The 13,611-nt window shown below is 68.4% G+C and carries 11 protein-coding genes; 4 read left to right on the forward strand and 7 right to left on the reverse strand.

Annotated elements, in window-relative coordinates:
* The first annotated feature begins 37 nt into the window (after positions 1 to 37).
* Genes kdpC through RU09_RS05045 form a run of 3 tightly spaced genes read left to right on the forward strand, consistent with a single transcriptional unit; the run spans position 38 to position 3,842 of the window.
* Positions 38 to 637: a potassium-transporting ATPase subunit KdpC gene (kdpC, locus tag RU09_RS05035; protein WP_042538159.1), complete on the forward strand. Its 600-nt coding sequence runs from the start codon at positions 38 to 40 to the stop codon at positions 635 to 637.
* 14 nt (positions 638 to 651) lie between these two features.
* Positions 652 to 3,174 carry an ATP-binding protein gene (locus RU09_RS05040; protein WP_042538336.1) on the forward strand — a complete coding sequence of 841 codons (2,523 nt, stop codon included), beginning with the start codon at positions 652 to 654 and terminating at the stop codon, positions 3,172 to 3,174.
* On the forward strand, positions 3,171 to 3,842 hold the full coding sequence (locus RU09_RS05045) for a response regulator (protein WP_042538161.1): 672 nt from the start codon (positions 3,171 to 3,173) through the stop codon (positions 3,840 to 3,842). The genes RU09_RS05040 and RU09_RS05045 overlap by 4 nt, the downstream gene beginning before the upstream one ends.
* Before the next feature lie 124 nt (positions 3,843 to 3,966).
* On the opposite strand, the gene RU09_RS05050 is transcribed toward RU09_RS05045, so the two are convergent.
* From RU09_RS05050 to RU09_RS05060, 3 genes are all read right to left on the reverse strand, one after another.
* A complete protein-coding gene (locus tag RU09_RS05050; RefSeq protein WP_042538163.1) occupies positions 3,967 to 4,239 on the reverse strand; it encodes a DUF1905 domain-containing protein in 273 nt (90 codons plus the stop codon).
* A 31-nt stretch (positions 4,240 to 4,270) separates the two neighbouring features.
* Positions 4,271 to 5,065 (reverse strand): tryptophan-rich sensory protein, encoded by a 795-nt coding sequence (locus RU09_RS05055; protein WP_042538165.1) that lies wholly within the window; start codon positions 5,063 to 5,065, stop codon positions 4,271 to 4,273.
* A 99-nt stretch (positions 5,066 to 5,164) separates the two neighbouring features.
* A complete protein-coding gene (locus RU09_RS05060) occupies positions 5,165 to 5,728 on the reverse strand; it encodes a TetR/AcrR family transcriptional regulator (protein WP_042538167.1) in 564 nt (187 codons plus the stop codon).
* 96 nt (positions 5,729 to 5,824) lie between these two features.
* Here RU09_RS05060 and RU09_RS05065 point away from each other — a divergent pair, with 96 nt between their 5' ends.
* Positions 5,825 to 6,667 (forward strand): alpha/beta fold hydrolase, encoded by an 843-nt coding sequence (locus tag RU09_RS05065; protein WP_042538169.1) that lies wholly within the window; start codon positions 5,825 to 5,827, stop codon positions 6,665 to 6,667.
* Between the two features lie 172 nt (positions 6,668 to 6,839).
* Here the strand turns inward: RU09_RS05065 and RU09_RS05070 are convergent, their stop codons facing one another.
* From RU09_RS05070 to RU09_RS05085, 4 genes are all read right to left on the reverse strand, one after another.
* On the reverse strand, positions 6,840 to 9,608 hold the full coding sequence (locus RU09_RS05070; RefSeq protein WP_042538172.1) for a glycosyl hydrolase 53 family protein: 2,769 nt from the start codon (positions 9,606 to 9,608) through the stop codon (positions 6,840 to 6,842).
* Between the two features lie 31 nt (positions 9,609 to 9,639).
* Positions 9,640 to 10,551 (reverse strand): sugar ABC transporter permease, encoded by a 912-nt coding sequence (locus tag RU09_RS05075; protein WP_042538175.1) that lies wholly within the window; start codon positions 10,549 to 10,551, stop codon positions 9,640 to 9,642.
* On the reverse strand, positions 10,551 to 12,173 hold the full coding sequence (locus RU09_RS05080; RefSeq protein WP_042538177.1) for an ABC transporter permease subunit: 1,623 nt from the start codon (positions 12,171 to 12,173) through the stop codon (positions 10,551 to 10,553). The genes RU09_RS05075 and RU09_RS05080 overlap by 1 nt, the downstream gene beginning before the upstream one ends.
* 113 nt (positions 12,174 to 12,286) lie before the next feature.
* Positions 12,287 to 13,513 carry a sugar ABC transporter substrate-binding protein gene (locus tag RU09_RS05085; protein WP_042538179.1) on the reverse strand — a complete coding sequence of 409 codons (1,227 nt, stop codon included), beginning with the start codon at positions 13,511 to 13,513 and terminating at the stop codon, positions 12,287 to 12,289.
* Positions 13,514 to 13,611: the final 98 nt, after the last annotated feature.

Genomic DNA, 13,611 nt, shown 5'->3' on the forward strand with positions numbered 1-13,611 from the left:
TCCTCGCTCAACGACCGACTTCTTTGAAAGGCATCCCATGTCCTCCTCTCGCACCGTGGCCCGCACCACCGGCGTCGCCATCCGCGCGATGCTCGTGCTCACCCTCGTGCTCGGCGTCGGCTACACCCTGGTGGTCACCGGCATCGGCCAGCTGCTGATGCCGTTCCAGGCGAACGGCTCGCCGCTCGCAGACGACAAGGGCAGCTCGCTGATCGGGCAGTCCTTCACGGATGCCGACGGCGAGGCGCTTCCCGAGTACTTCCAGTCGCGTCCGTCTGCCGCCGGTGACGGCTACGACGGAGCGGGCTCGAGCGGCAGCAACCTGGGGCCCGAGAACCCCGACCTCGTCACGGCGATCGGCGAGCGTCAGGCGGCCATCGCCGAGCGCGAAGGAGTGAGTCCTGATGCCGTTCCGGCCGACGCCGTGACGGCATCGGGCTCGGGCCTCGACCCGCACATCAGCGTCGCCTACGCCCTGCTGCAGGTGCCGCGGGTGGCCGAGGAGCGCGGCCTGCCCGAACAGCAGGTGCGCGACCTCGTGGAGTCTAGGATTCAAGGGCGGGATCTGGGATTCCTCGGCGAAGAACGCATCAACGTCGCCGAACTCAATCTCGCGCTCGATGAGCAGGAGGGCTGATGACGGCAGAGCGGATGCCGCGGCGCGGCCGACTCCGCGTGCTGCTCGGCGCAGCCCCCGGTGTCGGCAAGACCTTCGAGATGCTCGTCGAAGGTCGCCGACTGCTCGACGAGGGCAGAGACGTCGTGATCGCGATCGTCGAGACTCACGAGCGCGCGGCGACGGCGGCGCAGACCATCGGCATCCCCGAGGTGCCTCGCCGCACCGATCTGCACCGAGGCGTGCCGCTGAGCGAGATGGACCTGCAGGCGGTTCTCGCTCGGCACCCCGAGATCGCGCTGGTCGACGAGCTCGCCCACACCAACACCCCCGGTTCGCAGAACGCGAAGCGCTGGCAGGACGTCGACGCGCTGCTCGACGCGGGCATCGACGTCGTCACGACCGTGAACGTGCAGCACATCGAGTCGCTGAACGCCGTGGTCGAGAAGATCACGGGCATCGCTCAGCAGGAGACGATCCCGGATGCCGTGGTGCGCGCCGCCGACGAGATCGAGGTCGTCGACCTGGCGCCGCAGTCGCTGCGCGATCGACTCTCGGCGGGCCTCGTCTACCCGGCCGAGCGGATCGACGCGGCGCTGTCGAACTACTTCCGCCTCGGAAACCTGACGGCGCTGCGCGAACTCGCGCTGCTGTGGCTCGCCGACGAGGTCGACAGTGCGCTGCGCAGCTACCGCGCCGACCACGGCATCGAGGGCACCTGGCAGGCGCGCGAGCGCGTGGTCGTCGCCCTCACCGGTGGCCCCGAGGGCGAGACGCTGCTGCGTCGAGGGGCCCGCATCGCCGCCCGCTCGGCCGGTGGCGAGCTGCTCGCAGTGCACATCGCCGCACAAGACGGCCTCCGCGACGAGACCCCGGGGGCACTGGCCGCCCAGCGCTCACTGGTCGAGTCGCTCGGCGGCAGCTTTCACCAGATCATCGGCGACGACATCCCCGGCACGCTCGTCGAGTTCGCGCACGGCGCCGACGCCACGCAGCTCGTGATCGGCGTCAGCCGACGCGGTCGCCTCGCGGCCGCGCTCACCGGACCCGGCATCGGGTCGGAGGTCATCCGCCGCTCGGGCGATATCGACGTGCACATCGTGACGCACGCCGCCGCGGGCGGGCGCGCTGCGCTCCCCCGCATCACCGGCGGCGCGCTCGGCTGGCGACGCCAGCTGCTCGGCTTCGTGATCGCGCTCATCGTCGGACCACTGCTCTCGTGGGCGATGTTCGCGTTCCGCAGTCCCGAGTCGATCACGGTCGAGGTGTTGGCCTTCCAGCTGCTCGTCGTGATCGTCGCGCTCGTGGGCGGGCTGCGACCGGCCGTCTTCGCGGCGGTGCTCTCGGGCATCACACTGGACTTCCTGTTCGTCTCGCCGATCTTCACCATCACGATCGCGCATCCGCTGCACGTGCTCGCCCTCGCGCTGTATGTGATCATCGCGATCCTCGTCAGCATCATCGTCGACCAGGCCGCACGGCGAGCCCGCACGGCCCAGCGCGCCGCCGCCGAGGCCGAACTCCTCGCCGCGGTCGCCGGCAACGTGCTCCGCGGAGACAACGCCGTGCTCGCGATGGTCAGTCGCACGCGCGAGGCCTTCGGCCTCACCGGTGTGCGCCTGCTCACCGCCGAGGGCGAGGTGCTGGCGAGCGACGGCGAACCCGTGCCAGACGGTCGGGCAACCTCGATTCCGGTCGGCGCGGGCGGATCGTCTCCCGCCGTGCTCGAGCTGCACGGCGAGCCCCTCGACACCCCCGCCCGACGACTGCTCGATGCGATCGTCGCCCAGCTCGCGGCGGCCATCGAGCACACCGACCTGCGTGCCACAGCGCGCGAGGTCGCCGCTCTCGCCGAGACCGACCAGGTGCGCAGTGCGCTGCTCTCGGCGGTCAGTCATGACCTTCGCCGACCACTGGCCTCGGCCGTCGCCGCGATCGGCGGACTCCGCGGGGCGCACAGACTGTCGGCATCCGATCGGGAAGAACTGCTCGCCACGGCGGATGAGAGCCTCGCCACCCTGTCGTCGCTGGTCACGGATCTGCTCGACGTCAGTCGCGTGCAGGCGGGAGTGCTCGCCGTCTCGAGCATGCGACTCGATGTCGCGGGTCCCGTGCTGGCGGCGGTCGATGAACTCGGCCTCGGCCCCGACGACGTGGAGCTGGCATTGGATGCCGACCTGCCGGCGGTGTCGGCCGATCCGGTGCTGCTGCAGCGAGTGCTGGTGAACGTGATCGCGAACGCGCACCGCCACTCGCCCGCCGACAGTCGGGTGATCGTGTCGACGAGCACCCTCGGCGAGCGCGCCGAGATCCGCGTCATCGACCGGGGCAAAGGCGTGCCCGCAGAGAATCGCGACCGCATCTTCCAGCCGTTCCAGCGCCTCGGCGACACCGACAACACCACCGGTCTCGGCCTCGGCCTCGCGCTGTCGCGCGGATTCGCCGAGGGCATGGGCGGTACCCTGACACCCGAGGACACCCCCGGCGGTGGACTCACCATGGTCATCTCGCTGCCGCTGGCAGGAGAGCCCGATCTCACGCAGGAGGAGACGGAGTGAAGCTCCTCATCGCCGATGACGACCCGCAGATGGTGCGGGCGCTGCGCATCACCCTCGCCGCCCACGGCTACGAGGTGGTCGTGGCCGCCGACGGTGCCGCTGCCGTGGCCGCCGCCGCGCAGACGCACCCCGACATCATCATGCTCGACCTCGGCATGCCGCGGCTCGACGGCATCGAGGTGATCCAGGCGCTGCGCGGCTGGACGACCGTGCCGATCATCGTCGTCTCCGGCCGCACCGGATCAGCGGACAAGGTCGAGGCGTTGGATGCCGGAGCCGACGACTTCGTCACCAAGCCGTTCCAGGTCGACGAGCTGCTCGCGCGGCTGAGGGCGCTGTCTCGCCGGTCGGTGCCGGCCGGCGGCGAGTCGACCGTCGGATTCGGCGACGTCGTGGTCGACCTCGCGACGAAGACCGTCACCAGGGCGGGCACGCGGGTTCATCTCACGCCCACCGAGTGGCGCATGCTCGAGCATCTCGCCCGGCATCCGGGCGCCCTGGTGACTCGGCAGGATCTGCTGAAGGAGATCTGGGGCAGCGAGCAGGTCTCCGACTCCGGCTACCTGCGGCTGTACATGTCGCAGCTGCGCAAGAAGCTCGAGGCCGAACCGAGCGCACCGGCACACCTGCTCACCGAGTCGGGGATGGGTTACCGGCTCGTCCTCTGACCCCGGCGTGCCGTTCTCGTCATTCCCGGTTCACAACTCAGCATGAACTTGCGGCGGCCGGCGGAACAGACGGGTTCAGGGCGTTCGGCCGCAGTTCGTGCTGAATTGTGAACGGTGTGCGTGATCAACGCTTCATGATGGTGACCTCGACGGTGTCACCGATGTCCTTGCCCAGCGACTTCCGCGCCTTCGCGTTCAGCGACACCATGTGTCCACCCGTACCGGTCACCATCGCGCCGACGTTCTCGAGCTTCACATCGTCTATCAGGGCGTCGACCCTGACCGTCTTCCCGGTTCCGAAGAACTCGGCGGAGCCGGGTATCTCGACGCAACTCCACGTCTCGCCCTTGACCTCGACACCGATCGTGGTGTGAAAGCTCAGCTGATCCGTACTCATGAGAACAGGCTATTCGCGACCGAGCGCTGAATCAGAGCGCGATGTCGGCGCGCGGGCGGCGCAGCACTCCCCAGACGCCTGCGGCGACGAGGACGATCGCGACGATGATCGCGGCGATGGCGGTGACGGTGCTCTCGGGTTCGCCGGTCAGGCGACCGACGGCCAGCCAGCCGAGGCCCCACGCGGTCGCGACAGCGGGGGCGATGCGCCGAGTGACGAGCGCGCTGGCCACTCCGATCACGAGCACGACGGCGAGCACGGCTACCGCCCAGATCTCAGCCTGGTCTGCCCACGCTGCCGGGGCGATCTGCGTGAACCACGCCGTCGTGTTGGCCACGGTCGCGATGGTGACCCAACCGAAGTGCAGGCCGTTCGCGCCGTCGACCACGATGCGCTCGGGCCAGGTCCGGGCACGGCTGCGGCCGAGGATCACGATGACACGAGCGAGGGTGGCGAGCAGCAGTGCGATCACGAGCACCGTCAGCGGAAGAGACAGGAACTGCGCCGTCACGAGCCAGAGCCCGTTCAGGATCATCGATGCAGCGATCCATCCGCCGACCGCGCGCTGACGTTCATCCGCCCGCTGCGGCGGAAGCGCCTGCCACACCGTGTAGGCGATGAGGCCGAGGTAGATCAGCGACCAGATCGAAAAGGCGGGGCCGGCCGGGGCGAGATACGACCCCTGCGCCGAGAGCGCTCCGTCTTGCAGCTCGCTGACCGAGGTGCCACCGAAGGCGCCGGACCCCACAGCCGCGGCTATCAGCATGAACGTGGCCGAGGCGATGATGATCGACTGGCGGGCGATGTCCTGCGTCCGGGATTCCATGCTCGCACCATACGCGCGTGAGCGCGGGAGCACACCAGCCTTGACACCGGCATCCGAGAAGGCTAGCCAGGCTAGCTAAATCCCTCGAGTGCGCCGCGGTCAGGCGGCGACGGCGGCGTCGATCAGCACCTCGGCCGCATTGCGCGCCTGCACGGCGACCTGCGGATCGGCCGCGATGGCCGCTGTGCTCTGGGCCCCCTCCGCGAGGATCGACAGCTGCGCGGCGAGCGATGCCGGCGCCCCGGCCGCGACCACGAGCCCCGCCATATACGCCTGGAAGGAGGCCTTGTGGTCGCGGACGATCTTGGCCACCTCGGGGTTCGTGCCGCCGAGCTCGCCGAACGCGTTGATGAAGGCGCAGCCGCGGAAGTCGTCGGTGCAGAACCAGTCCTCGAGATACCCGTAGACGGCGAGCAGTCTGTCGCGCGGATCAGCCCCGGCATCCGCCACCGCCCCCGTGAGTCCCGACTCCCATTCCCCGTGCTTGCGGGCGAGGACAGCCGTGACGATGTCGGTCTTCGACGGGAACAGCGCATAGAGGCGGCGCAGCGACACGCCGGCCGCGGCCCTCAGCTCGTCCATGCCGACAGCCGCGTATCCCTTGCGGTAGTAGAGCTCGTCCGCCGCCGCGAGGATCTGTTCACGCACCGTTTGCTCCGTCATATCCTCAGTGTACTTGACATGAGAACGAGCGTTCTCTACAGTGGACAACATCAGCCGAGAACGACCGTTCTCACAGGATCGAAAAGGATCAGGATCATGGGTTACATCACCGTCGGAAACGAGAACAGCACCCCGATCGAGCTCTACTACGAAGACCAGGGATCGGGCCAGCCCGTCGTCCTGATCCACGGCTACCCGCTCGACGGACACAGCTGGGAGCGCCAGACCCGCGAGCTCCTCGCTCAGGGCTACCGCGTCATCACCTACGACCGCCGCGGATTCGGTCAGTCGTCGAAGGTCGGCACCGGATACGACTACGACACCTTCGCCGCCGACCTCAACACGGTGCTCGAGACCCTCGACCTGCGCGACGTCGTGCTCGTCGGCTTCTCGATGGGCACCGGCGAGCTCGCCCGCTACGTCGCCACGTATGGCCACGACCGCGTAGCCAAGCTCGCGTTCCTCGCCTCGCTCGAACCGTTCCTCGTGCAGCGCGATGACAACCCCGAGGGCGTGCCGCAGGATGTGTTCGACGGCATCGAGGCCGCAGCCAAGGGCGACCGCTTCGCCTGGTTCACCGACTTCTACAAGAACTTCTACAACCTCGACGAGAACCTCGGCTCGCGCATCAGCCAGGAGGCCGTCACCGGCAGCTGGAACGTCGCGATCGGCAGCGCTCCTGTCGCCGCCTACGCCGTGGTCTCGTCGTGGATCGAGGACTTCCGCGGCGACGTGGATGCAGTGCGCGATGCCGGCAAGCCCACGCTGATCCTCCACGGCACCAAGGACAACATCCTGCCGATCGACGCCACCGCCCGCCGGTTCCACCAGGCAGTGCCCGCGGCGACCTACGTCGAGGTCGAGGGCGCCCCGCACGGCCTGCTCTGGACCCACGCCGACGAGGTCAACGCCGCGCTGAAGGACTTCCTCAGCAAGTGACGCACCCTTCCGTTCGTTGAGCGAGGAGCGCAGCGACGAGACGAAACGCGGTGAGGATGCAGGGGCTCAACGCTCCGGTGTCCTCACCGCGTTTCGTCTCGCTCCGCTCGCTCAACGAACAGAAGCATCCGGTGCTGACCCGACCACGGATTCAGGACGCAGCCGGATGCCGTCAGCGCTTGACCGTCACCGTGAGCGCTTTGCTCTCGGTACTGCCCGCGGCGTTCACGAACTCCACACGGTAGGTGTGCTTTCCCACCGACCGCCCCGACACCGGCACCGTCACACGCTGCGCGGCGGGGCTGTTCGCGACCATGTCGCCCTCGGAGATCAGCACACCGTCTTCGTACAGGCGGTACGAGGTCGCGTTCGTGCCCCACCACATGTCGGCGGTGAGCGTGTACGACCCGTCGCCGTCCCAGTTGTCGGCCGACAGCACGGGTGTGCCGGGAGCCGCATCCTTCACCTTCACCGTCACGGGCTTCACCGCCGTCACGCCTCGCGAGTTGACCAGTTCGCCGGTGTAGACGTAGCTGCCGTTCGCCTTGCCGGTCACGGCGACCTGTGCCGTCTGCGCACCGGTGCCTCCGAACGTCAGCGGCACCGTCTCGATCAGCACACCGTTCTCGAACACTCGCAGCTTGGTGGCGTTCTGCCCCCACCACAGATTCATGGTGAGCGTGAAGTCGCCGTCGAGCAGCCCGGTGTCATGGCCGTTGTCGTGCGACAGCACTCCACGAGCCGGGGCGGCCGTCGCCGAGTCCTTCCGCACGAGTGCGTCGACGGCGTTATCGAGCGTCGCCACGGCTCCTGCCACGGCATCCTCACTCGGGCTGATCGCTGCGAGCACGATGTCGGCACGCGCGATCGCACCGGGCATGGCGGTCGTCGACGACTCGACATACGTCGTCAGGTCGAGAGCCGCAGCCGCGTCGCGCCGCTCCCGCAGCTGCGTGGTGTCGGCACCGGGCATCGGTTCGCGCACGAGCTCGAGATCGTCGATCGTGCCCCACGCCCCCGCCGGCAGCGCCGCGGAGATCCGCACGGTCGCCGTGCCCTCGGCACCCACCTGCAGCGCCTCGGTCGTCGGCGTCGACCACACCCGCCAGCCGTCGAACCCGAAGGCCGCAGCGGGGCCCGCTGCAGGTGACGACGAGAGCGACAGCGAAGCCCGCCCGTCCGAGCCTTCACCGTCGCCCTGCAGCGACGCCCGTGCGACGTACGACCCTGCGGGCAGCCCGCTCACGGTCTGCGACAGCTCGAACGAGTATCCGGATGCCGCGTAGAAGTGCGCCGAATGGGTGCCGCTCCGAGGGTCATCCCATGCTCGCAGGGTGAGGCCCGACCCGGTCGCGCTCCACATGCTCGTGTCCGCATCCTCGAATCCAGGGTTGCGCAGATAGTTGCGCGCCGCGACCGACACTGTGGCGGAGGCCGCGAGTCCCGCTTCGGTCACGCCCGCGATCGCATACTCGCCGACGCCCTCGATGTACTCCGCGCCGGTCGACCACGTGACGGTCTGCTGCTCCGACGAGCCGTCGTTGTAGAGCACGGATACTTCGCCGGGCAGCTCGACCGCATCGCCCTCGACCAGCTGCAGCGCCACGGGCTGCACCGACTCGACAGCGCGAGGGGCCTGGGCTCCGGTGCGCACGTAGGAGAAGATGTTCAGCGCATCGGATGCCGTGCCGTCGAACCCGAACAGCGCCTGGTTGTCCCACGCGGATCCGCCGAACCACTGGCCGGCATCATGCGGCTCGTACTCGCCGGCGAAGCTCGACGCCCATCCGGATCCGTCGCGCTCCCACAGCACCTTGTTCTGCTCGAGCTGAGCGGGCGTGCCGACTGGCAGCCATGCGGGCTCCCAGTAGTACACGCCGATACCGGCCTCGCCGACGTCGGCGACAGCCTGCACGACCGCGCGCACCGCATCGGCCTGACCCTGCACGCTCACCGGATACTGCGTCGCCTCGGACGGCAGGTCGACCACATTGCCGTGGCCGTCTCCGTCGTCGAGCGTGAACGCCCACGAGGTCTCGGCGACCATGACCTTCTTGCCGTACGTCTCGGCGACGTGCGAGAGCACCGCCGTGAGGTTCTCGGGGGTGCCGTGCCAGAACGGGTAGTACGACGACGCGAACACGTCATAGTCGACGTCGCGGCGGTCGAGCTGGGCTGCGACGTCGGCATAGAAGCCGGCCCGCTCGGGGTTGGTGAAGTGTACGGCGACGAGAGTGTCGGGCGCTTCGGCGCGCACGGCGGCAGAGCCTGCCGAGAACACCTTCGCCATGTCGTCCCAGCCGCGCACCCCGGCGACGCCGCCGTTGGTCTCGTTGCCCACCTGCACCATGCGCAGATCGATGCCCGCATCCACCAGTCGTCGCACGGCATCACGGGTGAAGGTGCCGACCTCGGCGGCGACCTGGTCGGCCGTCATCCCCTGCCAGGCCTTGGGCACCTGCTGCTTGGCGGGGTCTGCCCAGAAGTCGGAGTAGTGGAAGTCGACGAGCACGCCGAGTCCGGCATCCGTCGCGCGCTGCGAGATCTCGATCGCACGGTCGACGTCGACGTCGCCGCCGCCGTAGCCGTTGCCGTTCGCGTCGAACGGGTCGTTCCACACCCGCACCCGCACATCGGTGATCCCGGCGTCGGCGAGGATCTCGAACAGATCGCCCGGCGTGCCGTCGGAGTCTCGGAACACGACGCCCGACTCTTCGAGAGACAGCACCGACGACACGTCGACGCCGCCGATGAAGTCGTCGGGCAGGTTCTCGACCCGAGGGACGGTGATGCCGGCATCCACCGGTTCGGTGGCGGCGACAGCAGCCGCCACGGATGCCGGGGATGGCGCGGCCGACGCCGGCAGCGCGACGCCGATCAGGGCGACGGCGGTGACCGTGGCCAGGGCGGAGGAGAGAAGGGAACGCGTGCGACGGTGCATGACGGCCTTTCGAGCGGTGCGGAAGAGGGGATCAGCCCTTGACGGATCCCTGGGTGAGCCCGCCGACGATGTACTTCTGCAGCGAGAAGAACAGCGCGAGCACGGGCACGGCGGCGACCACGACACCGGCGGCGAAGAGCCCCCAGCGCGAGGTCAGCTGGTTCGAGACCCACTGGTACATGCCGACGGCGAGGGTCCAGTTGTCCTCGGAGGTGAGGATGATCTTCGACAGGATGAAGTCGCCGAACGCCGCGAGGAACGCGAGCAGGGCGACGACCGCGAGGATCGGCACGACCAGCGGCATGATGAGCCGCCAGAAGATCTGCGCATGGCTGGCGCCGTCGATCTTCGCCGACTCGTCGATCTCGACGGGGATCGTGTTGAAGAAGCCGTACATCAGGAACGTGTTCGCGCCGAGTGCGCCGCCGAGGTAGACGCAGATCAGGGCGATCTTCGAGTTGATGCCGAGAGCAGGGACCACGTCGCCGAGGGTCTGCAGCATCAGGAAGATGGCGATGAACGCCAGCGCCTGCGGGAACATCTGCAGCACGAGCAGGGTGGTGAGGCTCGCGCGCCGCCCGCTGAAGCGGAAGCGCGAGAACGCATAGGCGCCGCAGGCTCCCATCAGCACCGAGCCCACCGCGGTCACGCCGCCGATCAGCAGGGTGTTGCCGAACCACACCCAGTAGCGCGATTCGCCGAGGGCGATGTAGTTCGCGGGATCGAACGCACTGAACAAAGCGCTGGATGCCGCAAGGCTGCCGTTCGGGTTGAGCGACGCCGACAGCACGTAGACGAGCGGGAACGCGGCGAAGAACAGCACGCCTGCGGCCAGGATGTACTTCCATCCGACCTCGCCCCACCACCGACGCCGTCGAGCGCCTGCGCGCGCGGCATCCGCCTCGTTCGATGAACCGGTCACGATGACTCTTGTCTCACTCATCACTGGTACTCCTCGAGCTTGCGGGTCTGTCGGAAGCTCAGCGCTGAGATGAGACCGACCACGATGAAGGCGATGATCGACAGCGCGCTCGCGAGGCCGTAGTCGGCCGCACCACCTGAGACGCCCGAAACGTCGTAGATGGCCGAGACCAGGATGTCGGTCGAGCCCAGTGCGTACGGAGCGCCGGCGATGGCCGGCCCGCCGTTGTTGAAGGTGTAGATCACGGTGAAGTTGTTGAACGCGACGGCGAATGAGGCGATCAGCAGGGGGGCGGTCGACACGAGCAGCAGCGGCAGCACGATCGCGCGGAACCGCTGCAGCTTGTTCGCACCGTCGATCTCGGCCGCTTCGAGCGTCTCGCCCGGCAGCGACTGCAGCGCGCCCGTGCACACGAGGAACCAGTACGGGTAGCTCAGCCACACGTTCACGAAGATCACCGCGGCCCGGGTGAGCCACGGGTCGCCGAGCCAGTTGATCTGCGAGCCGAAGAAGAACAGGTCGTTGATCACGCCGAACTCGGCGTTGAACATGCCGCGGAACAGCAGCGCGGCCATGAACGCGGGGAACGCGTAGGGAAGGATGAACAGCGCCCGCAGGAACCGGCGACCCTTGACGCGCGGGTCGTTGTAGACGATCGCGAGGCCGAGTCCGACGGCGAAGCTCAGCACGACCGACAGGATCGCGAACGCGAAGGTCCAGACCGTGACGCTCAACAGGGTGCCCGCGAGGTTCGCATCCGTGAAGAGCTTGAGGAAGTTGGCGAACCCGACGTTCACCGACCACCCCGTCGGCAGCGCCGTGCCGTCTGCAGCCACGAACGCACCGAGATCGGTGGCCGTGTAGACCGTGCCCGACTGCGTGTCGGTGATCGTCTGCGCCTCGGCATCCCACACCAGCGTCGGTTCGTAGACCGAGCCGGTCGAGCCCTCTCGGGTGCGGATCGAACCGTCGTTCGGGTCGTCCGAGACCGGCACCCTGAGGTCCTTGATCGTCGCTCCGAGTGTCGGATCGGTCAGCACGGTCGCCCGCGGGACGACCTCCCACCCGGGCACCTCGCTCGGGGCGCCGGTGGTGCCGATCTCGGCATCCGATGCGGTGGTCAGCGGTTCGGTCGCGGATCCGACCTGCACGTCGCCGTCGTCGTCGACGATCGCGAAGCCGAGCTCGTCGCCGCGCTGCACTATCGAGAGCGGGTAGTCCGACGAGCCCTCGATGCGACGCTCGCCCTGGATCAGCGCGGCCTCGACCGCCTGCTCCTGCGTGCCGACGTGACCGGTGCCGTAGTTCGTGAAGGCGATGTACGCCGTGTAGCCGAAGATGAAGACCTGGAAGACGAGCAGGAAGATCAGCCCGGGGAGCAGGTATTTCAGCGGCAGCGCCTTGCGGGTGAAGTACACCCAGTCGGCGATGATGACCAGCAGCACGACGACGCCGAGAACGATCCACGACTCGGCACTCCAGGCCGAGATCGCGGTCATGATGCCGAAGGCGTTGACCAACGCCATCAGGGCGAGCTTGATGAGGAAGCCCCAGCCGAGGCCGCGGAAGCGACGGGCGTGGGATTCGCGCGAGGGCTTCACCACGGGGGTGGGGGCCTCGGCCGGTGGTGCCTGGATCGTCATGTCATCAGTCCTGTCTGGCGGGGCGTTTCGTCTCGCTCCGCTCGCTCAACGACCGGGAATGTTCGTTGAGCGAGGGAGCGAAGCGACCGAGACGAAACGCCCCACAAGTCGGGTCAACCCGCGAGAGTCGTCTCGAGGTCGGCGACCATGGTGTTCCACGTCGACACGGGGTCGGCGCCGTTGATGATCTGCGCCTGCGCGGCGTTCCAGAGATCCCAGACAGAACCCATCTCGGGGATCGACGGCATCGGCACGCCGCTCTGGGCGGAGGCCACGAAGCCGGCGGTGATCGGGTCGGACGAGACCTCGTCGGCGAGCGTCGACCACGCGGGGATGCGGGGGTCGGCCTCGTAGAGGGCACGCTGCGCGTCTTCGGTGCCGAGGTAGTTCACGAGGAACTCCTGGGCGAGGAGGGCGTTCTTGCTCTTGCTCGAGAGGTAGAAGCCCTGCACGCCGACGAACGGGGCTGCGGGCTCGCCGCCCGCAGAGGGGATCGGGTTCACGGCGACGTCGATGCCCTCGAACGCGCTGATGGCCCACGGGCCCTGGATCGTGTACGGGGCCTTGCCCGACGCGAACAGCTCGTTGTTGATGTCGTAGTCGACGGTGGTCGAGATGTAGCCGGTGCCGCTCGAGCCGTTGGCGCCGAGCCAGCTGGCGAACGCCTCGCCGGGTGCGCCGCCCATGCCGACCTCGCTCGTGTACGAGCCGGTGTCGTCCTGCACGAAGACGGGGGCGCCGAACGAGGTCTGCAGTCCGTACATCGTGTATCCGTCGCCGGTCTCGCCGCCGGTGTTGATGACGAACGGACGCTCGGTGCCCGCCGCGACGCCCTTGGCGATCATGTCGTCCCAGGTGGCCGGGGCCTCTGCGCCGACGAGGTCGACGTTCTGCACGAGGGCGATGGTCTCGAGCGAGTACGGCATCGCATACAGCTGGCCGTCGTAGGTCATGGCGTCGAGAGCGACCTGCTCGAACTCCGACGCCTTGTCGCCGAGGTCGATCGTGTCGACGACACCGGCCGCGACGAGCGCGCCGAGCCAGTCGTGCGCGCCGACCGTGATGTCGGGTCCCTCGCCGGTCGGGACCTGCGCGATGAAGTCGTTGCGGAGGTCCTCGAAGTTCTTCTGAACGAGGGTGACCTTGGCTCCGGTCTCCTCTTCGAACGCCTCGGCGGCTGCGGTGATCGCGGCTTCGCGCTCGGCGTCCGTCCAGATGACGAGTTCAGCGCCGTCGCCGGATGCGGCGTCGTCGCCGCCTTCGGGTGCGCCGGCGGAGCAGCCCGCGAGGACCACGGCCGCGGCCAGAGCGAGTGCGCCGACTCCGATGTGCTTGCGCATGCGTTTTCCTATCTGTCGTGGCCGACGATGCGCTGCGCGTCATCGCGACCGGGGTGGGTGTTGCTGTGTGGTTCGTGGTGGTGCAGGGTGATGCGGGT

Origin of the sequence: Microbacterium sp. MEJ108Y (genome assembly GCF_000834175.1) — a bacterium.
GTDB classification, from domain to species: Bacteria; Actinomycetota; Actinomycetes; order Actinomycetales; family Microbacteriaceae; genus Microbacterium; species Microbacterium forte.

Bases quoted from the DNA above. Each gene is read 5' to 3' on its own strand.
- RU09_RS05040 (WP_042538336.1), top strand. From the start codon at position 652: ATGCCGCGGCGCGGCCGACTCCGCGTGCTGCTCGGCGCAGCCCCCGGT.
- RU09_RS05065 (WP_042538169.1), top strand. From the start codon at position 5,825: ATGGGTTACATCACCGTCGGAAACGAGAACAGCACCCCGATCGAGCTC.
- RU09_RS05050 (WP_042538163.1), bottom strand. From the start codon at position 4,239: ATGAGTACGGATCAGCTGAGCTTTCACACCACGATCGGTGTCGAGGTC.
- RU09_RS05080 (WP_042538177.1), bottom strand. From the start codon at position 12,173: ATGACGATCCAGGCACCACCGGCCGAGGCCCCCACCCCCGTGGTGAAG.
- RU09_RS05085 (WP_042538179.1), bottom strand. From the start codon at position 13,513: ATGCGCAAGCACATCGGAGTCGGCGCACTCGCTCTGGCCGCGGCCGTG.
- RU09_RS05060 (WP_042538167.1), bottom strand. From the start codon at position 5,728: ATGACGGAGCAAACGGTGCGTGAACAGATCCTCGCGGCGGCGGACGAG.
- kdpC (WP_042538159.1), top strand. From the start codon at position 38: ATGTCCTCCTCTCGCACCGTGGCCCGCACCACCGGCGTCGCCATCCGC.
- RU09_RS05070 (WP_042538172.1), bottom strand. From the start codon at position 9,608: ATGCACCGTCGCACGCGTTCCCTTCTCTCCTCCGCCCTGGCCACGGTC.
- RU09_RS05075 (WP_042538175.1), bottom strand. From the start codon at position 10,551: ATGAGTGAGACAAGAGTCATCGTGACCGGTTCATCGAACGAGGCGGAT.
- RU09_RS05055 (WP_042538165.1), bottom strand. From the start codon at position 5,065: ATGGAATCCCGGACGCAGGACATCGCCCGCCAGTCGATCATCATCGCC.